The sequence below is a fragment of the Enterobacter vonholyi genome (genome assembly GCF_040834095.1).
Lineage (GTDB): Bacteria > Pseudomonadota > Gammaproteobacteria > Enterobacterales > Enterobacteriaceae > Enterobacter > Enterobacter vonholyi.
This window is the reverse complement of record NZ_CP162152.1, coordinates 1,990,538-2,014,392: the sequence shown is the minus strand read 5'-3', so window position 1 is coordinate 2,014,392 and position 23,855 is coordinate 1,990,538. Positions and strand designations below refer to the sequence as shown.

The window sequence follows — 23,855 nt, the reverse complement described above, 5'->3', positions numbered from 1 at the left end:
CACTTACAGACTACACTTGGAAAATTATATATACCGGTAGAAGCGAGTTTTAATCTCACATTTTTTATTTATAAAGAATGCCTGTTAAAACTTTTTTGCTAAAGCATTTACCAGCAAGATGAAATTAAAAAACCGGGCGTAAAGCCCGGCTCTTTTTTCTGACGAAACTGTCGCTATTCGCTCAACCCGCGATTCTCCAGCATCGGTTCAATCTTCGGATCGCGCCCGCGCCAGCTGCGATAAAGTTCAGCCAGATCCGTGCTGTTACCACGAGACAAAATCGCCTCGCGGAATTTTTGCCCGTTTTCACGAGTTAAGCCGCCCTGCTCGACAAACCATTGATAGCCATCATCCGCCAGCATCTGCGTCCACAGGTAGGCGTAATACCCCGCCGCGTACCCGCCGCCGAAAATATGGGCAAAATAGCTGCTGCGGTAGCGCGGCGGTACGGCGGGCAGATCCAGCCCTTCTTTTTTCAACGCTGCCGCTTCAAAGCCTTCAACGTCCGAAACGGCCTCGCCGATGCCGTGCCAGTTCATGTCCAGCAGCGCGGCAGCCAGCAGCTCCGTCATGTCATACCCCTTGTTGAAATGGGTCGCGTTGAGCATGCTTTCCCGCAGAGCGTCCGGCATCGGCTCCCCGGTTTCGTAATGGCGCGCATAATGGGTAAACACCTGTGGATGGCTGGCCCAGTGCTCGTTGATTTGCGACGGGAACTCAACAAAATCACGCGGCGTATTGGTGCCGGAAAGCGTGGCGAAACGCTGGCTGGCAAAAAGACCGTGCAGCGTATGGCCAAACTCGTGGAACAGGGTTATCACGTCATCCCAGGAGAGAAGCGCGACACCGCCATTCGCCGGTTTTTGATAGTTACAGACGTTGTAGATCACCGGACGGGCAGCAAACTCGAAGGATTGCTCGACGAAATTCCCCATCCATGCCCCGCCCTGTTTGGAATCACGGGCAAAGAAGTCACCGTAAAACAGCGCCATGCCCTCACCGGTGTGGTCGAAAATTTCCCATACGCGGACGTCCGGATGATACACCGGGATATCAAAGCGCTCGACGAAGCGAATGCCAAACAGCTGGCTGGCGGCCCAGAATACGCCATCCTGCAGCACGGTATTGAGCGCAAAGTAGGGCCTGATCTGCGACTCATCAAGGGCATATTTTGCCTGGCGCACGCGTTCGGCATAAAACGCCCAGTCCCAGGCCTGGACGGTGAAATCGCCCTGCTCATCGTCAATGACTTTCTGAATGTCGGCCTGCTCGCGTTCCGCGCGGGCGCGCGCGGCAGGCACAATGCCGCGCATAAATTCCAGCGCGGCGGCCGGGGTTTTCGCCATCTGATCGGCGATACTCCAGCTGGCGTAATCCTCAAAGCCCAGCAGGCGGGCTTGCCGCGCGCGCAGCGCCGTCAGACGAAGGATCAGCTCGCGAGTGTCGTTTTCATCCCCTTTCTGGGTGCGCGTCCAGCCTGCGTTGAAAAGGTTTTCGCGGGTCTGACGATTGCGCAGCGCGGAAAGCGCGGGCTGCTGGGTGGTGTTCAGAAGCGGGATCAGCCAGCGATCGTTCAGCCCTCGCTCCGCGGCAGCCTGCGCGGCGTCCGCGATTTCACCGGCGCTGAGCCCGTCAAGCTGGTGCGCGTAATCCACCACCAGCCCACCCGTTTTATCGGCAGCCAGCAGGCGCTGGTTAAACTGGCTGGTCAGGGAGGCAGCCTCGGTATTCAGTGCCTTCAGCTCGGCCTTTTCCGTCTCATTCATACGCGCACCGGCCAGAATAAACCGCTGATACGTCTCCTCGACCAGACGACGGGATTCGGCGTCCAGCGCGGCACGGTCCTGCCAGACGCTTTCCACGCGGGCGAACAGCACGTCATTCAGCCAGATATCGTTTGCCAGCGCGGCAAGCTCGGTGGAGAACTGTTCTTCCAGCTCCTGTAAATACGGATTGGTGTGCGCGGAAGTCATGGCGAAGAACACGCTGCTGACGCGCGCGAGCAAAGCGCCGCTTTTCTCCAGCGCCAGTACGGTGTTCGTGAAGTCAGGCGCAGCGGACTGAGAGACAATCGCGTCAATGTCCGCCCGCTTCTGGCGAAGGGCTTCATCGAAGGCCGGACGATAGTGGCTGTCGTCGATCTTATCAAAATGGGGGGCCTGGTAAGGCAGCAGGCTGATGTCAAAAAAGGGATTGGTGGCCGTCATCTTTCGCTCCTGAGTACGGGTATCCTCCCAGAGTAGGCCAGGCCGCCATCCCCTGCAACGCCGTCATACAAATGTTGCCTTAACGCACCCTCTGCGGCCGTGCTATGTTAGTACAACACAAAAAGCGTTGAGGAACAGTGAGATGATTATTTTAGTTACCGGGGCAACGGCAGGTTTTGGTGAAAGCATCACGCGTCGCTTCGTCGCCAACGGGCACAAGGTTATCGCGACCGGCCGCCGTCAGGAACGTCTGCAGGAGCTGAAGGACGAACTAGGCGACAGCATTCTGACCGCGCAGCTGGACGTGCGTAACCGCGCGGCGATCGAAGAGATGATTGCGAATCTGCCAGCAGAATGGCGCGCCATCGACGTGCTGGTCAACAATGCCGGTCTGGCGCTGGGCATGGAGCCCGCCCACAAAGCCAGCGTGGAAGACTGGGAAAACATGATCGACACCAACAATAAAGGGCTGGTCTATATGACCCGCGCGGTGCTGCCGGGCATGGTTGAACGTAATCGCGGCCACATTATCAATATCGGCTCCACCGCCGGAAGCTGGCCTTATGCGGGCGGCAACGTCTACGGCGCGACGAAAGCGTTTGTGCGCCAGTTCAGCCTTAACCTGCGGACCGATCTGCACGGCACCGCCATTCGCGTCACCGACATCGAGCCGGGCCTCGTGGGCGGCACCGAGTTTTCCAACGTGCGCTTCAAGGGCGATGACGCGAAAGCAGACAAAACCTACGAAAACGCTAACGCCCTGACGCCGGAAGATGTCACCGAGACGGTCTGGTGGGTGGCGACGCTGCCAAAACATGTCAACATCAATACAGTAGAAATGATGCCGGTCAGCCAGAGTTTTGCCGGACTGAGCGTCCATCGCGGCTAAATCTGCCCTTCCCGGCCTGCGGGCCGGGTCTGTTTCGGGTTATAAAAGAATGGTAGTATGTTCAGGCTAACTCTCTGAGAAATGACAACTCATGGCCGCTGAATCGCAACTCAACCCCACCCAGCCCGTAAACCAGCAAATCTATCGCATTTTGCGACGTGATATTGTCCATTGCCTGATCCCACCGGGAACGCCGCTTTCTGAAAAAGAGGTGTCCGTGCGTTTTGACGTTTCCCGTCAGCCGGTGCGTGAAGCGTTTATTAAGCTTGCGGAAAACGGTCTGATTCAGATCCGCCCGCAGCGCGGCAGCTACGTGAACAAAATTTCACTCTCTCAGGTGCGCAACGGCTGTTTTGTTCGCCAGGCCATTGAATGCGCGGTGGCGCGCCGTGCCGCAACGCTCATCAACGACAAGCAGTGTTACCTGCTGGAGCAAAACCTGCATCAGCAGCGAATTGCGATTGACCGTAAGCAGCTGAATGATTTCTTCCAGCTTGATGATGAATTCCACCAGAAACTGGCGCAGATTGCGGATTGCCAGCTTGCCTGGGACACCATCGAAAACATCAAGGCCACCATCGACCGCGTGCGTTATATGAGCCTCGATCACGTCTCCCCGCCGGAAATGCTGCTTCGACAGCATCATGATATTTTCAGCGCGCTGGAAAAACGCGACCCGGACGGCGTGGAAAAAGCGATGACGCTGCATCTGCAGGAAATTAGCGAATCCGTGCAGCTGATTCGTCAGGAAAATAGCGAGTGGTTTAGCGAAGAGTAATATTCGCCGCCCCTTTCGGACGCGGCGATGGGTTTAGCGAACGACTAACACCGGAATAGTGGCGTAGCGCAGGATAGATTCCGCATTTGACCCCAGCAGATGGGTGCTGATGCCCGGATTTTTCGACCCGATGACGATCGCGTCATATTCTCCTTCTTTGCTCAGCCTGATGATTTCATCGCGGACGTTGCCAAAGCGAACCAGGCTGTCAATTTTCTCCGGCGAAATATCGAAAAGTCTTTTTAACGCGTTCATCTTCTTACCGGATTCCTCGGTCATATACTCTTCGAACTTTTTAATATCGGCGTTAAATCCACGCAGCAGGGATCGGCTGCTGGCCGGCAGAATATTGACCAGGGTAATCGAGGCGCCCTCCGCCTTCGCAAGGTTTGCCGCGTGGCGAACCGCTTTGTCGCTCAAATCCATTTCAAACACATCAACAGGCATCAAAATCTTCTTATACATAAGCCTGACTCCTTATTCCGATGAAAGGGTTATTTCCTGTACCCAGAATGGCATCAGGAATATAAACCAACCCTCAACGCTTCCCTGCTGAAACTATCATTTAATGAAAATAACGGTCTGCTTTGTAAATTGCTGTAGTGAACCGTCAGCGCCCGGCACAATAAAGAAAAAAGTGTGAGTTTGATCAAAAACAAAAACATGTGATGCAGACAGGCGTATTTATATGCTCCGTGAACGGCAACCCTGAAATAACGCCGTAACGAACAGGTTAGAGAGGAGAAAATACCATGATGACATACGACCGTAACCGCAATGCAATCACTACCGGCAGCCGCGTCATGATTAGCGGCACGGGCAAAACTGGCGTGATTAAAGCGATCCACAGCGACGGCCTGGATGCCGCGCAGGTGCGCCGCAGCAAAACGGTTGAAGTGGAAGGATGCGAAGGTAAGTTCGAACCGATTGAGCTGATTCGCCTGGGTATGCACTAAGCGGTGCGCAGACATGCCGCCGCGCACGGCGGCATGTGCTGAATTACCGATGAGACACATACTGCTCCACGGTCGCTTTCGCTCCCTTTTGCAGCAGCGTCAGGTAGGCCTTCATCACCGCGTCAACAAAGACGGCTTCACGCGGTAACTCCTTGCCGAAGATGGCCTCGATGCCGAGCAGCGCCTTGACCCGGCTTTCCCCTTCCGCACTGCCTTTAACCGCCGCCTGAATCACTGCCAGCTGCGGATCGCTCACGTCAATCGCATTACCCTGCTCGTCCACGCCGCCGACATACCGCATCCACCCTGCCACGCCCAGTGCCAGCAGCGGGAAAGGCTTCTGATGCACCAGGTACCAGCGCACGGAATCCAGCATGCGCTGCGGAAGCTTCTGGCTGCCGTCCATCGCAATTTGCCAGGTCCGATGGCGCAGGGCCGGGTTGCTGTAGCGGGCAATCAGGAGATCGGCATAGCGTCCTAAATCGACGCCTTTGACCTTCAGCGTGGGCGCCTGCTCGTTGAGCATCAGCGCGTGCGCGGCGAGGCGGTAGTTCTTATCTTCCATGCAGTCGTTGATATGCTGATAGCCCGCCAGATAGCCCAGGTACGCCAGGAACGAGTGGCTGCCGTTGAGCATGCGCAGCTTCATCTCTTCAAACGGGATCACGTCCGAGACCAGCTCGGCTCCGGCTTTTTCCCACGCAGGCCGACCCGCCACAAAGTTATCTTCGATCACCCACTGGCGGAACGGTTCACAGGCCACCGCCGCCGGATCGCGCACGCCGGTCAGCCGTTCGATTTTATCCAGCGTATCGGGAGTGACCGCGGGCACGATGCGATCCACCATAGTTGACGGGAAGGTGACGTGGGATTCGATCCAGTCCGCCAGCTCACCGTTTACCGCTCGGGCGTACGCGCAGGTGACATTGCGCATCACGTGACCGTTCTCCGGCATGTTGTCGCAGGACATCACGCTAAACGCCGGCAGACCCGCCGCCTTACGGCGCGCGAGCGCTTCCACGACGACACCCGGCGCGGATTTTGGCTGGTGCGGGTTTTGCAGGTCTGCGACGATAAACGGATGATCGAGCATCAGTTGCCCGGTCGCCGGTGAGTGACAGTACCCCTTCTCAGTGATGGTCAGCGAGACAATCGCCACCTGCGGTTCGCACATCGCCGCCAGCACCGTCTCCAGCCCGTCAACCTGCGCATGCAGCGCCTTTTTGACTACGCCAACTACGCGGGAAGTCCACGCATCGGCAGACATCTCCGCCACGGTATAGAGATTATCCTGGGCCTTCAGATCGGCAATCTGCTGCTCGCCGCCAATCAGGTTAACCTCACAGTAGCCCCAGTCGCTGCCGTGCTCAGCGGCGAGGATGTCGGCGTATACCGCCTGGTGCGCCCGGTGAAATGCGCCGAAGCCTAAATGTACAATGCGTGATTGAAGGCTGTCGCGATCGTACTGAGGCAGCGTCGCGTTGGCCTCTAATAATGTGTTTTCCATGATTAAGACTCGTTAATTAGAAAGCTGTGGATCGCTGCCGCTCTTTTTGAAGCGGCAGCGCCTGCTGACTATACCAACTAGAATGGCAGTTGGAGTAAAAAGAGAACTGCCATCAACCATACTGAAACTGCCGTTTGATTTTTTGATATATATTAACTTTTGCTCATCTGGTGTGACATAAAAACAAAGTTGTGTGACAGGTCGCGCAGGCTGTAAACCACTAGCGTCGCGAAGAGACAGCACCGTAACCCACACTCTCTTCTGGCGCAGACTCGGCTGCGTCATGCGCCGCGCTCAAATCACGGTCGCGCACTTCCGGCATCAGGATCGCCGAGACCAGTCCAATCGCGGAATAGGCCACCAGCATGGCAACAATGGGCCACCAGGAGCCGGTCATATTGCAGAAGATCCCTGCCAGCACCGGACCAAAGCCCACCGCCACCAGACCGCCCGCCTCTTTGGAGATGGCCATACGCGTAAAGCGATTTCCCGAGCCAAACATCTCCGCCATGGTGATATTTTCCAGCGCGAAGAGCCCCAGAACGGCGAAGTTATGGATAACGATGATAGAGAGCATGATCGTCCCCGGCGCATAGCTCTTATCGACGATGATCGACAGCATCGGGTAGGCGAGCAGAATGGCGGAGATGTTGAGGATAATATACGGCAGACGGCGCCCCACTTTATCGGAAAGCCAGCCCAGCAGCGGGATGGAGATAAACCCGAGAATGGAGCTGATCATCAGCGCATCGGTCGGGATGGCCTTATCGAACAGCAGCGTCTGGACCAGATACCCGGCAAGGAAAGTCTGGATCAGACCCGAATTACCCGCCTGACCAAACCGCAGGCCGGTCGCCAGCCAGAAGGATTTGCTTTTCACCATGGAACCCAGCGAGGTATCCGGCTGCACGCTTTGTGCATCGTTTACTTTCTCAAAGACCGGGCTCTCCTTGAGATTCATACGCAGCCAGATGGCGAAGATCATCACCACGACGCTGGCGAGGAACGGCACGCGCCAGCCCCAGGCAATCAGCTCTTCACGATCGAGGACAAAGAACATCACCGCCCAGATCGCCGTGGCGCTGAGCGTTCCGCAGTTCGTGCCCATCGCCACCAGCGAGGAGATGATGCCGCGTTTCCCTTTCGGCGCGTACTCCGCCAGCATGGTCCCCGCCCCGGAGATCTCAGCCCCGGCGCCCAGGCCCTGAATAATGCGCAGCGTCACCAGCAGCACGGGGGCAAAAATCCCGATCTGCGCGTAGGTCGGCAGGACGCCAATCAGCGTGGTGCAGATCCCCATCATGGTGATGGTGATGAACAGCACCTTCTTACGGCCAATGCTGTCGCCCATTCTGCCGAAGATAAAGGCGCCGACAATGCGTGCGATATAGCCTGCGCCGTAGGTCCCCATCGCCAGGATCAGCGCCATCGCGGCGGACTGTTCGGGGAAGAAGATCTCATGGAAGACCAGGGCGGCCCCCAGCGAGTAAAGCTGAAAGTCCATAAACTCCAGAGCGGTGCCCAGCCAGCCGGAAACGGCGGCTTTCACCAGATCGGAAGTGGTTCTTTGAGGTTGTGCTTGCGTCATAATGGCTATCTCTGAAAGGTAAGATGCGTACCACCAGAGCCTGTCTGCGCAGGCTCTTAACCGCGTATTTGATTATTGGCCGAACGTGAGTAAGACTTTGCAGCACTGCCGCTGGTCTTTTTCAAACAGTTCGATGGCGTCTGTTACATGGTGATAGTCAAAGGTATGGGTGATCAGTTTTTCCGGGTCGATCAGCCCCTTCTTCAGCCAGTCGATGACGACCGGGAATTTATTGGAATTGAGGCGCGAGGAGAAGATCGCCAGCTCTTTGCCGGTGATGCCCTGCTGAACAATCTGGCTCGGCTCGCTGGAAAAGCCCATCAGCACGATGCGCGCCGCCGGAGAGGCCAGGGTTATCGCTTCCTGCAAAATAGCTGGATGGCAGGCGGCATCAATGATTAACGTCGGTTTGATGCCCTTTTCGTCCAGTGCGGCCTGCAGCGACTGCTCGCCGTTATTAAAGACCCAATCCGCGCCGCTGCGCCGGGCCATCGCCAGGCGCTCGTCTATGCGGTCAACCACGATAACCTGCTTCACCTGATAGACGCCTTTCAGCGCCTGCACGGTGACCAGCCCCATCGGGCCTGCGCCGTAAATCAGCGCGACGTCCTGCCCGGTGGGACTGGCCTGCCCCGTCACGTTGGCGGCGATGGTGAAGGGCTCCACCATAACGGCGTGTTTATCAGGAATGTCATCCGGAATGGGCCAGGCATTTTGTGCAGGTACTGCCGCATATTCGCTGAAGCCGCCGTCACGGTGAACGCCCAGCACCACCAGCGAGGTGCAGACGTTCGGTTTTCCCACCGAGCACGGGTAGCAGTGCCCGCAGCTGATCACCGGGTCAACCGAGACGCGCTGGCCCAGGCGGGCAGCATCAACGCCCTCGCCTACGGCGTCGATCGCGCCAAAGAACTCATGGCCAATGACGCGTGGGTACTTAGCAAACGGGTTATGCCCGCGGTAGATGTGGCTGTCTGAACCGCAAATCCCGGCCAGTTTAATCTTGACGCGCACTTCGCCTGCGCCTGGCTCCGGGCGCGGCCGCTCTTCAATCACCAGTTGGTTTGGCTGCTGAATCACTACGCTTTTCATCGTTTGCTCCTCGCTTACCAGTTCCACAGCGTGCCGTCTTCAAGGCGGGCCACCGGCAGATAGGCCGGATCGTAGGGGTATTTCGCCGCCAGCTTTTCATCAAACTCAATGCCCAGCCCCGGCTTATCGCCCGGATGCATATAGCCGTTATCAAAGCGCCAGTTGTGCGGGAAGACTTCCAGCATCTGTTCGGAGTAGCCCATGTATTCCTGCACGCCAAAGTTCGGCACCCACAGGTCGAAATGCAGCGCGGCGGCATGACAAACGGGCGACAGATCCGACGGACCGTGTGAACCGGTACGCACCTGATAGAGCGAGGCAAAATCAGCGATGCGACGCATCCCGGTAATGCCGCCCGCGTGGGTAATGGTGGTGCGGATATAGTCGATAAGCTGCTCTTCGATAAGCTGCTTGCAGTCCCAGATGCTGTTAAACACTTCGCCTACCGCAATGGGGGTGACGGTGTGCTGGCGGATCAGACGGAAGCAGGCCTGGTTTTCCGCAGGCGTTGGATCCTCCATCCAGAACATGCGGAATGCTTCGATGCTCTTGCCGAAGCGCGCCGCTTCAATGGGCGTCAGGCGGTGGTGCATGTCGTGCAGGAGATGCTCATTGAACCCGAATTTACTGCGCACCGCGTCGAACAGCTTCGGCGTGAAATCGAGGTATTTTTCGGTGGACCAGAGCTGTTCTTCCGGCCAGTCGCCTTTGGTCGCAGGCTCGTAGGCCAGCCCCTTCCCTTTGGCCATGCCGTAGGTGGTTTTCATGCCCGGCACGCCGCACTGCACGCGGATCGCCTTGAAGCCCATCTCTTTATGGCGGGCGTAATCTTCCAGCACGTCGTCAATGGTATGGCCGGTGGTATGGCAATAGACCATCACTCCTTCCCGGGAGGCGCCGCCCAGCAGCTGGTAGAGCGGCATGTTGGCCGCTTTGGCTTTGATATCCCACAGCGCCATATCTACGGCGGAGATGGCCGACATGGTAACCGGGCCGCGACGCCAGTAGGCGCCTTTATAGAAAAACTGCCAGATGTCTTCGATGCGGTGCGCATCGCGGCCAATCAGCTGCGGGCAAAGGTGATCCTTCAGGTATGAGGCCACGGAGAGCTCGCGCCCGTTTAGCGTAGCGTCACCGAGACCGACAATCCCCTCATCAGTGGTGATTTTAAGGGTGACAAAGTTCCGCCCCGGGCAGGTAACAAACACGTCAGCCGCGACAATCTTCATAATTCCTTTCCTTACATCGCTCGTTGTGATGCTGGAAACTTACGCAACTACACTACTACCATACAAGTATAAAGATCATAAAATCAGCTAACGATCACAAAAACCGGGGGCTCAGGCGCGCCCCCATCCCACCACAATAATCAGCATACCGCACAGGGCAATCAGCGCCCCGGCCCAGTCGTATGCGCTGAGTTTGACGCCGTCCACGACGCGCAACCACAGCAGCGCTGTACACACATAAACACCACCGTAAGCCGCGTAAACGCGACCACTGGCCGCCGGATGCAGCGTTAACAGCCAGACAAACAGGGCAAGCGCGACGCCCGCAGGGATCAGCAGCAGTGCGCTTCCCCCCTTCTTCAGCCAGAGCCAGGGCAGGAAGCAGCCGATGATTTCGCATAGCGCGGTGGCAAAAAAAAGCAGTGTCGTTTTAAGCATATTTCACGTCAGGTGAGGATTTATTTAACCATCATACCTGATGATGCTCTTTACTTTTCCATACTTGCCCCGCGGGTATGCCGTCATTTCGCATTAGTGTAGAATCTGTACGGGGTAACCTGATTACCTGCACCCATTTAAAAGGAAACGCTATGACCACATTAAGCAAACGCCTTTGTCTGACAGCCCTGCTGGCGCTGTCATCGTTCGCCTTTGCCGCCTCTGCGACAGCAGAAACCAGCAAGCTCATTATTGAGTCTGGTGACAGCGCGCAAAGCCGCCAGAACGCCGCTATGGACAAAGAACAATGGAATGACACCCGTAGCCTTCGCCAGAAGGTCAACAAACGTGCCGAAAAAGAGTGGGACAAAGAAGATGTTGCTTTTGACGCACGCGATAAGTGTCAGCAAAGTGCAAACGTCAATGCATACTGGGAGCCAAACACCCTGCGCTGCCTGGATCGCCGCACTGGCCGCACGGTAGCCCCGTAATGTCGGTGTCCTGCGACGTCAAACTCCGTCCGCTGGAGCGTGAAGACCTGCGCTTTGTGCACCAGCTCGACAACAATGCCAGCGTAATGCGCTACTGGTTCGAAGAGCCTTACGAGGCGTTTGTCGAGCTGTCCGATCTCTACGATAAACACATTCACGATCAGAGTGAACGTCGTTTTGTGGTGGAGTGTGAAGGTGAAAAAGCCGGGCTGGTGGAGCTGGTTGAGATCAACCACGTTCACCGCCGGGCGGAGTTCCAGATAATCATCTCCCCTGAGCATCAGGGAAAAGGCCTTGCGTCACGGGCGGCCAAGCTGGCAATGGATTACGGATTCAACGTTCTGAATCTCTACAAGCTTTACCTGATTGTGGATAAAGAGAACGAGAAAGCGATCCATATCTACCGCAAGCTGGGCTTTATGGTGGAAGGCGAGCTGATTCACGAGTTCTTTATTAACGGTGAATACCGCAATACCATTCGCATGTGCATTTTCCAGCATCAGCACCTGGCCGGACATAAACCGTCTGGCGCCAGCCTGCTGAAACCGACCGCGCAGTAACCTGCGCGGTTTTATTCTCAGTAGTATTCAATCGTATTTTTGATGGTGTACTTGCGCTCAACGGCGGGTTTGACGCTGTCGTCCGTGATCGTCAGATCGCAGCTCACCGGGTTATTGTGGCGGTCGTAGTCGCAGCTCTGCTTCACGTTACCCAGCGGCTTGTCGTTCAACATGCTCACGGCCGAGTAATCCATTCTTTTGCGAAGATCTTTAGACGGCGTCGACTGAACGGACAGGTGCTGATCCCCGGAAACGGTGGTTTTGCCCAGCGGGTAGCCATCCGCGTCGTAGCGATACTTCACTTCCATCTCTTTGCCGTGCGCCGCCACCACAAAACCGTTGTCGTCGGTATCCCACGTTATCCCGGCTGACGGCAGTTCGGCCAGCTGGCATTTCCCCTGCAGCTTCACTTTGCGCTGCTGGGTTTCAGCGTCAAGATAGTAATTGGCATCCAGCACCAGCGCCACGCCGGTGTTGGCCTCCAGGTCGTGCAGCTCCAGCGTATCGAAACACCCTTCCGACGAGACGGTGCCGGTGACCCGTTTGGACACTTCGCCCTTCTCGTTGAACAGCGTCTGGGTAAAGTCTTTGACCGGGCCGCGCAGCGGGTCAAAATCAAACTCGTTTGAAAAACTCGCCATCTCGGGCGTAAACGACAGCGGCGCGGAGCTGTTGTCGCACCCCACCAGTGTTGCTGCCAGTAGCGTTATCGCTGCGTATATCTTCACATTCATTTCCGTAAAGGGAGATTATTCCCAATCATATTAGCAAATACAGCGGCTTACGCGATAGTGAAAACGAATCATCTGAACGCGGAGAAAACCGGTCTCGCCCACGCAGACGGGAAACCAGGCTATATTTTATGGGGAACGGTCAACGCTAAAGGATATATTATGACGGGCATTTCAAAAGAGATTGAATATTACAAAACGAACTTCCTGAATCATCCGTTATTTAATTATCTCAATGACGATGCATTATCGCTTGATGAGCGACTGAGGTTTTTACCCTATATTTCACATTTTGTCATGAGCTTTGCCGATATTAATAAATATATTTTGCCGTTTGCGACGCCCGCCAATGCGCTGGAACGGGCAGTGAATACCCATGCCAGGGAGGATGCCGAACACTGGCCCTGGTTTCTAAACGATCTGCAGACCAGCGGGCAAAATTCCGCCGCTAGCCTCACAGAACACCTGAGCTTTCTGTGGTCTGATAACCTGATTAACAGCCGAAAGCTGACTTACCATTTAATTCAGACACTTCACAATCAAAGCGCCAAAATGCGTTTAATCGTAATTGAAGTCATGGAGGCAACCGGCAATGCGACATTTGATACGCTGGCATCCATAACAAAGGGCACGGATAAACAGCTGGAATACTGCGGTCATTTACATTTGAGTCATGAGACTGGACATTCAATGGGGAGCGAGGATGAGATTGTAGATACCCTGAATTTAACGGAAGAGGAAAGAAATAAAGCCAGCCAGATGATTGCTGAGTGCTTTAATGCGTTTCATCGTTTTTTTGATGAAATATTTGAGAATGTCTCACCAGAGCATTCCCGTTCGATTAAATGATAGCGGCTCGCCGCGCGGGGGAGCCAGCTACGCGTAACAGCATTAAGATTAATCAGAAAATTACAGATAAAAACATAGACTTAAGTCTCCCCTGCTACACTAATTCAACACACAGAGAAAAGGAGCTATAGATGAAACGGTTACCCTGGATTACCGCCCTGCTGTTAATGAGTGCCTCGACGGCCGCGCTGGCGGCACCGGATTCCTGCGAGCGCGTGAAAAGCGACATTCAGCAGAAGATCGTCAACAACGGCGTGCCTGAGTCAGGTTTTACGCTGAACATCGTGCCGAACGACCAGGCCGACCAGCCAGGCACGCAGGTGGTGGGCCACTGCGCTAACGACACGTTTAAGATTTTGTACACCCGCACTGGCAGCGGTGCGGCAGCTGAACCTCAGTAATTGAGCTTCAATCCACTTTGATTTGATAAGGATTAATATTTAGTCTCCCCAAATTAGTGACACTCACCCCATCATTAGCCCGGATATCATTTCGGGAAAAATAATACGCAATTATAATGATGGGGTGAGCCATGTCCGATGCTGAAAATCACGGCGGAATTAGCCGTCGAACTCTCGTGAAATCTACGGCGATAGGTTCTCTGGCGCTTGCCGCTGGTGGGATCTCGCTTCCATTTGGTCTTAAAAGCGCTGCCGCCGCGGTGAAGGGCGCCGTCCAGCCCCCTGAAGATACCGTCGTGTGGGGCGCCTGCTCTGTCAACTGCGGCAGCCGCTGTGCGCTGCGTCTGCACGTGCGTGACAACGAAGTGTACTGGGTCGAAACGGACAACACCGGCGAGGATGTGTATGGCGATCACCAGGTGCGCGCCTGCCTGCGCGGACGTTCAATCCGCCGCCGCATCAATCACCCTGACCGTCTGAACTACCCGATGAAGCGCGTGGGCAAACGCGGCGAAGGCAGGTTTGAACGCATCACGTGGGATGAAGCGCTCGACACTATCACCGCCAGCCTGAAAGACGTGGTGGCTAAATATGGCAACGAAGCGGTGTATATCAACTACTCTTCCGGAATTGTCGGCGGCAATATCACCCGCTCTTCCCCTTACGCTTCGCTGGTGGCGCGCCTGATGAACTGCTACGGCGGTTTCCTGAGCCACTACGGCACCTACAGCACGGCGCAAATTGCCTGCGCGATGCCCTACACCTATGGCAGCAACGACGGCAACAGCATCTCGGATATCGAAAACACTAAACTGGTGGTGATGTTCGGCAATAACCCGGCGGAAACGCGCATGAGCGGCGGCGGGATTACATACTATCTTGAGCAGGCCCGCGAGCGGTCCAACGCGCGCATGATTGTTATCGACCCGCGCTACACCGACACGGCAGCCGGACGCGAAGATGAATGGATCCCGATCCGTCCTGGAACCGATGCCGCGCTGGTGGCGGGTATTGCCTGGGTATTAATCGACGAAAACCTGGTCGACCAGCCGTTCCTGGACAAATACTGCGTTGGCTACGACCAAAAAACGCTGCCGGAAGGCGCGCCCGCTAACGGTCACTACAAAGCGTATATTCTCGGCCAGGGCGATGACCACACGGCGAAAACGCCGGAGTGGGCCTCACGCATCACCGGCATTCCCGCAGAACGCATCGTTAAGCTTGCCCGGGAAATTGGCTCCGCGAAGCCGGCCTATATCTGTCAGGGCTGGGGACCCCAGCGTCAGGCGAACGGCGAGCTGACCTCGCGCGCCATCGCGATGCTGCCGATCCTCACCGGAAACGTGGGGATCAACGGCGGGAACAGCGGCGCGCGAGAGTCGACCTACACCATCACCATTGAGCGTATGCCGCTGCCGGATAACCCGGTCAAAACGCAAATCTCCTGCTTCAGCTGGACGGATGCCATCGCCCGCGGGCCGGAAATGACCGCCCTGCGCGACGGCGTACGCGGAAAGGATAAGCTGGACGTGCCGATTAAGTTCATATGGAACTACGCGGGCAATACCATCATCAACCAGCACTCCGATATCAATAAAACCCACGATATCCTGCAGGATGAAAGCAAGTGCGAAATGATTGTGGTCATCGATAACTTCATGACGTCGTCAGCGAAATACGCCGATATCATCTTGCCGGACCTGATGACCGTCGAGCAGGAAGACATCATTCCTAACGATTATGCGGGCAATATGGGCTACCTGATTTTCCTCCAGCCCGTGACTGCGCCGAAGTTTGAGCGCAAGCCCATCTACTGGATCATGAGCGAAGTGGCGAAACGCCTCGGGCCGGATATCCATCAGAAATTTACCGAAGGACGCACGCAGGAGCAGTGGCTGCAGTATCTGTATGCCAAAATGCTCGAAAAAGACCCTCAGCTGCCGTCCTATGACGAGCTGAAAAAAAATGGGCATTTACAAGCGTAAAGATCCGAACGGACATTTTGTGGCCTATAAAAAGTTCCGCGAAAACCCGGATGCCAATCCGCTGAAAACGCCTTCGGGCAAGATTGAGATTTACTCCAGCAAGCTGGCGGAGATTGCGGCCACCTGGGAGCTTGAAAAAGATGAGACCATCAGCCCTCTGCCCGTCTATGCCTCGACCTTTGACGGCTGGGATGCGCCCGAGCGCGCGCGGTTCCCGCTGCAGCTGTTTGGCTTCCACTTCAAAGCCCGTACCCACTCAAGCTACGGTAACGTCGACGTGCTTAAAGCAGCCTGCCGCCAGGAGGTCTGGCTTAATCCTGTTGATGCCGAAAAACGCGGTATTAAGAACGGGGATACGGTGCGCGTGTTTAACGATCGCGGTGAGGTGAGAATTGAAGCGAAAGTCACGCCGCGCATCATGCCCGGCGTGAGCGCCATGGGCCAGGGTGCCTGGCACGACGCCAACATGAACGGCGATCGTATCGACCACGGCTCATGCATCAACACGCTTACCACGCACCGCCCGTCGCCGCTGGCAAAAGGCAACCCGCAGCACACCAATCTGGTGCAGATCGAGAAGGTCTAAAAAGTGAAGCGCATGACCGTTGTTTATTCTATGGTCTATAAATTGGTTTAACACAGTCGCGCGGGCGAAATCCGCGCGAGCAAGGAAGATGTAATGAAAGACGTCTCACAGCGTGAATCGTTCGCGTTTAGCGCCCGCGTACTGGGCGCGCTGTTTTATTTTTCACCCGACAGCGAGCAGGCTGCTCCGCTGGTCAAGGCCCTGACCGCGGGCGACTGGGTTCAGGACTGGCCTCTGCCGCCGGAAACGCTGCAGCCCATTGACGAATCCTTTGCCTCGCCTGCCGACGAGCCGCTGACGGACGCGTGGCAACGGCTGTTTATTGGCCCTTACGCCCTGCCCGCTCCGCCGTGGGGCTCCATCTGGCTCGACCGCGAATCCGTGCTGTTCGGCGACTCGACCCTCGCCCTGCGTCAGTGGATGCGGGAGAACAATATCGCGTTTGAGATGCAGCAGAACGAACCGGAAGACCACTTTGGGACATTGCTGCTGCTGGCAGCGTGGCTGGCCGAGAATGGTCGCGATGCTGAGTGCGATCGGCTTCTGGCCTGGCACCTGCTGCCATGGAGCACCCGCTTCCTGTCCGTATTTGTCGACAACGCCGGGCATCCGTTTTATACCGCGCTGGGTAGGCTTGCGCAGCTGACGCTCGCGGACTGGCGATCGGGGCTGCTTATTCCGGTTGCGGAAAAGACGCTGTATCGCTAAGGGGTGTGGCTTGCTCGCGGATGGCGGGCAAGCCAGGATGGTTTAAACCTCTCCTCCTGATTCACTCGCACTCTCTTTACTTTGAATGAACCGAAGTGCCAGGTAGAGGTCTGGCGCCAGAATCATGTCATCATCATTCATTGTTGGCCGACTCTCTTTAAACCAGCGGGTTAACTCTGTTTTCCTGCCCGCAAGGATTAATTTTATCTGTCGACCTTTCAGATCGCGCTTTAACTCATTAATGGTTGCCAGAACGCTGATGTCTGAATAGGTGAAGCAGGCAACGGCATCAATGACCACCCATTTAGGCTGTAAGGCAGCCCCATCAACCAGGTTCAAAACCCGACGTTTAAAATAAGCCACGTTAAAATAGGTCAACGGCGAGTTAAATCGATACATCAGCACGCCCGGGACCATTTTAATATCGTTCGTATTTCCTAATGAGTGAATCATTCCATCGTCGTCAGTGCCCAGCAGGTGCTCAGAGGGACGAAACACTGTACGAAGGAACTGTAACAGGCCAAGCAACACCGCAAGGCCGATCCCCTGGATAACGCCGATAATTAAAACGCAGCCAAACGTGAAAAAGGCCAGACGAAATGCCTGCTTATTTCTGCGCCTCAGGTTCCATAATCCACGTAAATCGATTAATGACCACGAGGCATACATTAGAACTATACCTAACGCAGATACCGGAATGTATTGTAATGGCTGAGTGAAAAACACCACGACAATACCGATGATCAAAGCTGCGACCACCGAAACCAGCTGACTTTTCCCCCCAACCGAATCATTAACCGCGGTCCGGGAATCGGCGCCACTGATAGCAAACCCCTGAGATAACCCCGACATAATGTTCGCAATACCCAGCGCGCGGAACTCTGCATCAGCATTAATTTCATAGCCATTTTTCGCGGCGAAACTGCGGGCGGTCAGCATCAGGCTGACAAAACTGACCAACGCCAGGTTCAGCGCCGGGATCACTAAATCACGCATCGGACCGGGCTGGAACGCCCCCCAGTTAACGATGGGTAAACCGGGATGGAAGCCTTCTCCCCCAATCGTGGCAATTCCATACTGTTGCGCAGAGGTCACCCATACCAGCGCCGTTGTTATCACAATAGCAATTAAAGGCGCTGGCCACTGGCTGCGATACGTTTTAATCGCCATTAAAATAATTAACGTAAAAAGGGATATCCCTACGGTTAATAAATGGCTATCTGAAAGTCGGCCTGGCAAGGCGATTATTTTTTCAATAACCTGCGCCTCATCAAGCTTAATCGCCAACACCTTGCCTAGTTGCCCGACAATAATCGTCACCGCTACGCCGTTAAGCAGGCCGGTAAGAATGGGATGAGAAAGCAGATCGGCAAGTGCGCCCAGGCGGAATTTACTGGCAAGCAGGCACCACCCGCCCATCATCAATGTCATGATAATTGTCAGCTGCCAGTGTAGTTCGGGATTCCCCGCAGAAAGCGGAAACACGACGGCCGCAATCACCGCGCATGTCGTTGCATCTGGGCCCACAATAAGCTGGCGTGAAGAGCCAAACAGTGCGTAAGCTATCATTGGTAAAACGCAGGAATAGAGCCCTACAATTGCCCCAACACCCGCCAGCTCAGCGTAAGCAATCGCAACGGGTAGCGCTACAGCCGCAACGGATAACCCGGCTTTAACATCATGTTTTAGCCAGCTTTTATCGTAGGCTAACAAATTTTGTAAACCTGGCATGTAGTTTAACAATAGTTTTCCGAACACATTCTTCTCCGGACAGGGATATTTGCCACGTCATGCTGGCACACTTCTCAGTGAGGTTCTGGCTTTCAAATGCTCCGGACTGAGGCCGCCGCCTCTCAGTTCCTGATAAAACTACAGCCATCGTACTTTTCTGACTGGTATTAAACATAGTTCATAAACTACCCCTTAGCCGGGGTTGGCCTGGCCGGACGCTGCAGTGCTGCACGCTGGTAATCTCACCTTCTCTCATATCGTCTGGAATAGCGATGTCATAGAGTCGAGAAAACTATCTCGGTCAGGTTAGCGCGAAATACCAGCCATCGATCGTTCTTACGCTTAACGCCATATGACGTCCAAAACGTTATAAATAAGCATGTGCAATCTCCGCGCATAGTCATGCGCCCATGAATCTATGATACATACGTCAGACAGATCGGCGAGTATAAAAGGCCAGCGTCCACTCCTCGCTCAAAACTGCTTCAGCAACTATGGAACAACAGCGTTACTTTCACAATTTGCTGTAGACACCTTTATTGATATAGCTTTATCGCACGGCTGATTTCGTCACCGCTAAACATCCTAAAATTTCATCCATGGAGTAACTATTGTTCCTTTGAATTTTCATCTGATTCCGGCGAATAGTGCTGAAAAACACATGCCAGCTTATTCCCGTCAGGATCGCGAAGATAGGCAACATAAAAATCGGGGCCGTACGCGGTTCGTGTCCCTGGCGCGCCTTCATTTTTCCCTCCCGCAAGAAGTCCTGCTGCATGGAAACGTCTGACAAGGTCCGCGTTATCTGCACGGAATGCGAACATTGTCTCGTTTCCCGCCGTTGCGGGATGCCCGTCAAAAGGAGGGCAAATACAGAAGCTGAATCCCTCATCCGGATGATTTTCATCTCCCCACATTGCCCAGTTCTCTGTCCAGGCAGGCAAACGTGAATAGCCAAGCACGTTAAAAACAGCGTCATAAAACGCCACGGAGCGCTGAAGGTCATTTGTACCTATGGTGATATATGTCAGCATCTTGTCACCTCCTCTTTGCCGTTTATCTGAGCAGACATTATACCTGGGGCTATGAATTAAGGGGTTATAAAAAAGCGGATTTTGAGCATTGTAAGCGTGTGGGCGAAATGGTTTGCTGAACATGTTCTGTAAGGCGATCTCAGCCCCCGCCCCATTAAGTGAGTATCTCAAGTTTCCGTATATATGCTAAAATTTTTGCAACTGCAGATCGAAAATCCCCCTTTAAAATTTCAGTACGTTAGCCAAAGCGAGCGAATATGGATAATATTCCACATAAGCAGATAATCCTGAAAAGATACCCCGCATGGCTTTGGTGCGGAAGTTTCTATCTGGCGACATTGAATTGCTCTGCAGATGAAATAAATCTGTATTCAATTAACACTGGCTCATACGTTTATCATCTGACAAATAATCACGGACAATACACGGAGAACTTTGAAAACAAGTTTATATCCGTGGAGCGGAAATTCTCGGATACGTCGAAATATAGTGTTGTGCTAGGCACAATGAAAAACAGCTTTAATGACAGATGTCTGGCCGCCGGCGTAAGAAGAGACTGGGCTGGATGGAATAACGGTTGGGTTTTTAAGGGAATCTATGGATATGTAGGCGAATTTTTCTTTGATACTTTCGATGATTGTGGCGACCATGGTTCATACCATGATTTTAAAAAAGTAACAGGGATAGGTTTTTCTCCCTACATATATCATGGATTTCAGTATAATTTTACGTCTTATTTTGGTATGGATGTGGGTATTATCATCCCCTCCGTTTTTGTCATCACGGCCCAATGGAGCTTTAGATAAATCCGTCAACCATGTGTGCAGTGCTGTAACTGCCCGTAAGGGGAACCGCCCCACCGTCTCAACCGGAGGGGCTTAAATTACCGCTGGTGCACGCTCAAAACCACAAGCTAAAAACTATACGTCACCTTCAAACTCCCCGTAGGTGACGTTTTGCGTTGCACAATCGGGCTGTCCCCTGCATCCCCCGTCAGCTGCGTCACACCCGCTGAGGCAAGTACGCTCCAGCGCGAGGTGAGCTTGTGGGTCCAGTCAAGGTTCATCGACCAGGCATAAATCCCGGCCCCGGCGTCATGTCGGGCAAAACCCGATGCGGCCGATTGGGCGGCGTTTACCCCGTAGTACGTCTGCATATACTTGTCCGATCCCCAACTGCCGGTCAGCGCCAGCGCCACCTCATTTTTTGGTGAGGTGTAGAACGGGCTGGAAATACCAAAATGTACCGCTTCACCGTTGTCTCTTTCAGAAACCGGTACCTCAGCCTGCAGCTGCAGGTGAAGCCAGTCGGTCACCTTGTACTCAAGCCCGGGCACTACGATAGCCGAGCCTTTAATCTCCCCCATTCCTCGCAGCTCGTCGCTGCCGGAGCCGATCGAATCGCTGCTCACGTCTTTATCTTTACGGCCCGTTCTATAGCTCAGCGCTGCGCTGTAATCCAGGTTGCCGATGTTGTTACCGTAACCGATCCCTCGCGTGGTGCCGATAAAGAATCCATTTTCCATGGAATAATCCACTACCTGAGCCGCTGAGACGCGGGTTTTATCTGAACCCGAATAGCGTGGTCCTACGTCCACGCCGCCCCCCAGGGTTAAGACGTTACCCTGCCGCTGTTCTTCCGCCAGCACAGGCGTAGCCAGTAACGCCAGAACGACGCCCGGCACGATGGTTTTCAGGCAGCGGCCCGAAAGTAAATGAGGGAACGTATGACGCAGTTCGATGTTTCTCATTAAGGAAGTCCTTATGGATTCAAATGATGACGATGCATGCGGTTAACCGCCAGAACGCCCATTTTGAATACTCACCCTAAGGTTCTTATGAGCCGAAAATGAAGAAACGCTGAAGCGCAAGCAGGTGCTGTATACCAGGCTGATTTCCTGATACCGTTTTTTTCTTAAGATGTTCTTCATTCACGGTTGATACCGTTACCAATGTGAAAATTCTACTAATCGAAGACGACCTGGATCTCGGCAATGGCGTACGTATCGCTCTCTCAGATCAAGGGTTTGACGTCATATGGGTTCGCCGTAAAGAGGATGCGCTGCATCAGCTTGACGTCTGCGTGCCGGAACTTATTTTGCTCGACCTCGGCCTGCCCGACGGAGATGGCATGAGCCTGATGACGCGTTTGCGTCAGCAGCTCAAGGGGATCCCGGTCATCATCCTGACGGCGCGAGGAACATTGCAGGATCGCCTGCGGGGGTTGGATGCCGGCGCGGACGACTATCTCGTCAAACCTTTTATTCTCGCCGAGCTGCTGGCGCGAGTGAGGGCTCTTGCACGGCGCAGCTACGGTTTTGAGAATGAGGCGATAGAAATTCGCGGGCTCTCTCTTCATATACCGACGCGTCGCGTGACGGTGAGCGCGCGCCATATCGATTTAACGGCCAGTGAATACGCGCTGCTGGAAACGTTGATGCTGCGCGCGGACCGCGTGCTGACCCGGCGGTTTCTGGAAGAAAGGATATTCGGCAACAAAGAGAACCTCAGCAACGCGCTCGACGTGCATATGGGAAATTTACGGCGAAAAATCGGCGACGGCTATGTGCGAACGGTCCGGGGCGTCGGGTACGTTATTGATACCGTCTCAATACAGAAGGTGACCGGTTGATGCAAAACGTCTGGTATCACCTGAGGCGACCGACGCTGGTACGGCGAATTATCATCGCCCAGATGCTGCTGCTTACCCTGCTGTGGTGTCTTTTTTTAACCTTCATTCTGTGGGAGGACCTGCGTAGCCCTCCTATCATCACGGGCAGCAAAACGTACGAAACCGTTTTTACCCTGGCTGAGCGTATGGACGGACGCCCGCAGGACCGTACCGCCGTGCTGGAGGCCTTCAGCAAGGCGCTGCGTGAAGGTTACGGCGGAGGGGAAGATCCCCTGCTGTCGATTAACCTCATCGTTCGCAAAAATAATACCGTTATTTTTTCATCCGACGGAGCACCCGCAGGGGTAACAAATACTCGACAAGGTGAAATGGAGCACGTTCAAAGTGAAGGTCGCATCTGGACCAGCCGAACCCTGAAATCGCCCCACTCCGACGTGGAGGTAACCCTTTTCACCCCTGCCAGCGGCTGGAACTTCTTTATCTACCTGAACTCGCGCGGATACTACATTCTGCCGCTTCTGGTTTGTTTCCCTTTTCTGCTGTTTCCCGCATGGCTCTCCATCCGCATTGCGATGCGTCCGTGGAATAAGGTGGTCAATGAAATTACGTTACGCACGCCGGACGATCTCTCTCCGTTAAAAGCCGTACCGAAGCACAGAGAGCTTCGCCAGATGGTGGACGCGATCAATGACTTCCTTGCCCGGGTGCGTGAAAGCGCGGAAAGGGAGCGAGTTTTCATCGCGGATGCCGCGCACGAGCTGCGTACGCCCCTCGCGGCGATGCGCATCAACGTGGAGGCGCTGCAGTCCTGGGTCATCAGCGAAAGCCAGCAGGAGCTGCTTGCCGGCGTGATCCGCAGCAACAGCCGCGCCGCGCGTCTCGTCAATCAGCTTCTGCTGATGATGCACAGTGAAGCGAGTATTGATACGGTCATGGAGCCCGTGCCGCTGACGACCCTCGTCCAGGAGCGCATGGCCGAGCTTGAACCCTTAGCGTCTGCGCGCAGGATCGAGCTGGAATTCTTTGCCGAGGATGAAGTCTGGATCCCCGGCGCCAGGGAACGCCTGGTGTCGCTGATTGATAATCTTATTGAGAATGCGGTGAAGTACAGCCCCGAGGGCGGGCGGATTCAGGTCGACGTGCGGGCGGGCGATCGCGTCGTCCAGCTGCGCGTCTCCGATGCGGGCCCTGGTATTCCGGTCGAGCTGCAGGAGCGCATGTTCGACCGCTTTTTCCGCGATCCCAATCAGGTGCAGAGCGGCAGCGGGCTGGGGCTTGCCATCGTTAAAGCGGTGGCGCAGCAACACAACAGCAGCGTAAACCTGACAACCTCTGCAGAAGGTGGCCTCCTGGTGACGGTAGACTTCCCGAACCGCACGTTTAGCTAAAGCAGAACAGGGGGTTTGATCGCAAATGCCGCAGATTGCTTCAAAAAAATTACCGTGTTTGTTATATTGTTGTTTA

22 protein-coding genes and 1 pseudogene are annotated in these 23,855 nt (G+C 54.8%); 12 read left to right on the top strand and 11 right to left on the bottom strand.

Going from position 1 to position 23,855, the window contains the following annotated elements:
- Positions 1–173: 173 nt before the first annotated feature.
- Positions 174–2,207: a peptidyl-dipeptidase Dcp gene (gene dcp / locus AB3N39_RS09590; RefSeq protein ID WP_133294315.1), complete on the bottom strand. Its 2,034-nt coding sequence runs from the start codon at positions 2,205–2,207 to the stop codon at positions 174–176.
- Between the two features lie 142 nt (positions 2,208–2,349).
- On the opposite strand from dcp, the gene ydfG reads away from it, so the two are divergent.
- Entirely contained in the window at positions 2,350–3,096 is a 747-nt protein-coding gene (gene ydfG / locus AB3N39_RS09585; RefSeq protein WP_023292548.1) for a bifunctional NADP-dependent 3-hydroxy acid dehydrogenase/3-hydroxypropionate dehydrogenase YdfG, read from the top strand.
- 91 nt (positions 3,097–3,187) lie between these two features.
- Positions 3,188–3,874, top strand: coding sequence for a GntR family transcriptional regulator (locus tag AB3N39_RS09580; RefSeq protein WP_008502405.1), 687 nt, complete (start codon positions 3,188–3,190; stop codon positions 3,872–3,874).
- A gap of 33 nt (positions 3,875–3,907) precedes the next feature.
- Here AB3N39_RS09580 and AB3N39_RS09575 read toward each other — a convergent pair whose 3' ends face one another.
- Positions 3,908–4,339, bottom strand: a complete 432-nt coding sequence (locus tag AB3N39_RS09575; RefSeq protein ID WP_111965759.1) for a universal stress protein — start codon at positions 4,337–4,339, stop codon at positions 3,908–3,910.
- Between the two features lie 287 nt (positions 4,340–4,626).
- On the opposite strand from AB3N39_RS09575, the gene ydfZ reads away from it, so the two are divergent.
- A complete protein-coding gene (gene ydfZ, locus AB3N39_RS09570) occupies positions 4,627–4,830 on the top strand; it encodes a putative selenium delivery protein YdfZ (RefSeq protein ID WP_014883679.1) in 204 nt (67 codons plus the stop codon).
- 43 nt (positions 4,831–4,873) lie between these two features.
- Here the strand turns inward: ydfZ and AB3N39_RS09565 are convergent, their stop codons facing one another.
- The 5 genes from AB3N39_RS09565 to AB3N39_RS09545 all read right to left on the bottom strand — a co-directional run bounded on the left by AB3N39_RS09565 (position 4,874) and on the right by AB3N39_RS09545 (position 10,684).
- Positions 4,874–6,337: a mannitol dehydrogenase family protein gene (locus AB3N39_RS09565; RefSeq protein ID WP_136194785.1), complete on the bottom strand. Its 1,464-nt coding sequence runs from the start codon at positions 6,335–6,337 to the stop codon at positions 4,874–4,876.
- A 220-nt stretch (positions 6,338–6,557) separates the two neighbouring features.
- Positions 6,558–7,925, bottom strand: a complete 1,368-nt coding sequence (locus tag AB3N39_RS09560; protein ID WP_133294313.1) for an MFS transporter — start codon at positions 7,923–7,925, stop codon at positions 6,558–6,560.
- A gap of 72 nt (positions 7,926–7,997) precedes the next feature.
- Complete coding sequence (locus tag AB3N39_RS09555; protein WP_367897249.1) at positions 7,998–9,017, bottom strand: Zn-dependent oxidoreductase; 1,020 nt, start codon at positions 9,015–9,017, stop codon at positions 7,998–8,000.
- A gap of 14 nt (positions 9,018–9,031) precedes the next feature.
- Positions 9,032–10,246, bottom strand: a complete 1,215-nt coding sequence (rspA, locus tag AB3N39_RS09550; RefSeq protein WP_048222955.1) for a starvation-sensing protein RspA — start codon at positions 10,244–10,246, stop codon at positions 9,032–9,034.
- A gap of 111 nt (positions 10,247–10,357) precedes the next feature.
- The gene (locus AB3N39_RS09545) at positions 10,358–10,684 is read right to left on the bottom strand and encodes a YnfA family protein (RefSeq protein ID WP_111965753.1); all 327 of its coding nucleotides are present in this window, start codon (positions 10,682–10,684) and stop codon (positions 10,358–10,360) included.
- 152 nt (positions 10,685–10,836) lie between these two features.
- Between AB3N39_RS09545 and AB3N39_RS09540 the strand changes: the two genes are divergently transcribed.
- Together AB3N39_RS09540 and speG are read left to right on the top strand one after the other, a co-directional pair.
- The gene (locus AB3N39_RS09540) at positions 10,837–11,175 is read left to right on the top strand and encodes a DUF1283 family protein (protein WP_008502414.1); all 339 of its coding nucleotides are present in this window, start codon (positions 10,837–10,839) and stop codon (positions 11,173–11,175) included.
- Complete coding sequence (gene speG, locus AB3N39_RS09535; protein WP_048030664.1) at positions 11,175–11,735, top strand: spermidine N1-acetyltransferase; 561 nt, start codon at positions 11,175–11,177, stop codon at positions 11,733–11,735. Before AB3N39_RS09540 ends, speG begins: the two co-directional genes overlap by 1 nt.
- A gap of 17 nt (positions 11,736–11,752) precedes the next feature.
- Here the strand turns inward: speG and AB3N39_RS09530 are convergent, their stop codons facing one another.
- On the bottom strand, positions 11,753–12,463 hold the full coding sequence (locus AB3N39_RS09530) for a YnfC family lipoprotein (RefSeq protein ID WP_111965770.1): 711 nt from the start codon (positions 12,461–12,463) through the stop codon (positions 11,753–11,755).
- Positions 12,464–12,526: 63 nt separating this feature from the next.
- Here AB3N39_RS09530 and AB3N39_RS09525 point away from each other — a divergent pair, with 63 nt between their 5' ends.
- The 4 genes and pseudogenes from AB3N39_RS09525 (at position 12,527) to dmsD (ending at position 16,995) form a co-directional block, all read left to right on the top strand.
- A complete protein-coding gene (locus AB3N39_RS09525; RefSeq protein WP_136194783.1) occupies positions 12,527–13,315 on the top strand; it encodes a hypothetical protein in 789 nt (262 codons plus the stop codon).
- 131 nt (positions 13,316–13,446) lie between these two features.
- Positions 13,447–13,716 (top strand): DUF1161 domain-containing protein, encoded by a 270-nt coding sequence (locus AB3N39_RS09520; protein WP_021241220.1) that lies wholly within the window; start codon positions 13,447–13,449, stop codon positions 13,714–13,716.
- Between the two features lie 131 nt (positions 13,717–13,847).
- Positions 13,848–16,287: pseudogene (gene ynfE, locus AB3N39_RS09515) on the top strand (selenate/tellurate reductase subunit YnfE).
- 93 nt (positions 16,288–16,380) lie between these two features.
- Positions 16,381–16,995, top strand: coding sequence for a Tat proofreading chaperone DmsD (gene dmsD, locus AB3N39_RS09510; protein ID WP_367897248.1), 615 nt, complete (start codon positions 16,381–16,383; stop codon positions 16,993–16,995).
- A gap of 42 nt (positions 16,996–17,037) precedes the next feature.
- Here dmsD and AB3N39_RS09505 read toward each other — a convergent pair whose 3' ends face one another.
- Together AB3N39_RS09505 and AB3N39_RS09500 are read right to left on the bottom strand one after the other, a co-directional pair.
- Positions 17,038–18,753 (bottom strand): SulP family inorganic anion transporter, encoded by a 1,716-nt coding sequence (locus AB3N39_RS09505; protein WP_136194780.1) that lies wholly within the window; start codon positions 18,751–18,753, stop codon positions 17,038–17,040.
- A gap of 581 nt (positions 18,754–19,334) precedes the next feature.
- Positions 19,335–19,760 carry a VOC family protein gene (locus AB3N39_RS09500; protein WP_367897247.1) on the bottom strand — a complete coding sequence of 142 codons (426 nt, stop codon included), beginning with the start codon at positions 19,758–19,760 and terminating at the stop codon, positions 19,335–19,337.
- A 257-nt stretch (positions 19,761–20,017) separates the two neighbouring features.
- Here AB3N39_RS09500 and AB3N39_RS09495 point away from each other — a divergent pair, with 257 nt between their 5' ends.
- Entirely contained in the window at positions 20,018–20,566 is a 549-nt protein-coding gene (locus AB3N39_RS09495) for a hypothetical protein (protein WP_367897246.1), read from the top strand.
- A 107-nt stretch (positions 20,567–20,673) separates the two neighbouring features.
- On the opposite strand, the gene AB3N39_RS09490 is transcribed toward AB3N39_RS09495, so the two are convergent.
- A complete protein-coding gene (locus AB3N39_RS09490) occupies positions 20,674–21,510 on the bottom strand; it encodes a MipA/OmpV family protein (protein WP_136194778.1) in 837 nt (278 codons plus the stop codon).
- A gap of 203 nt (positions 21,511–21,713) precedes the next feature.
- Here AB3N39_RS09490 and AB3N39_RS09485 point away from each other — a divergent pair, with 203 nt between their 5' ends.
- Positions 21,714–22,391, top strand: a complete 678-nt coding sequence (locus tag AB3N39_RS09485; RefSeq protein ID WP_111965744.1) for a response regulator transcription factor — start codon at positions 21,714–21,716, stop codon at positions 22,389–22,391.
- Positions 22,391–23,779, top strand: coding sequence for a sensor histidine kinase (locus AB3N39_RS09480; protein ID WP_367897245.1), 1,389 nt, complete (start codon positions 22,391–22,393; stop codon positions 23,777–23,779). Before AB3N39_RS09485 ends, AB3N39_RS09480 begins: the two co-directional genes overlap by 1 nt.
- The last annotated feature ends 76 nt before the right edge of the window (positions 23,780–23,855 follow it).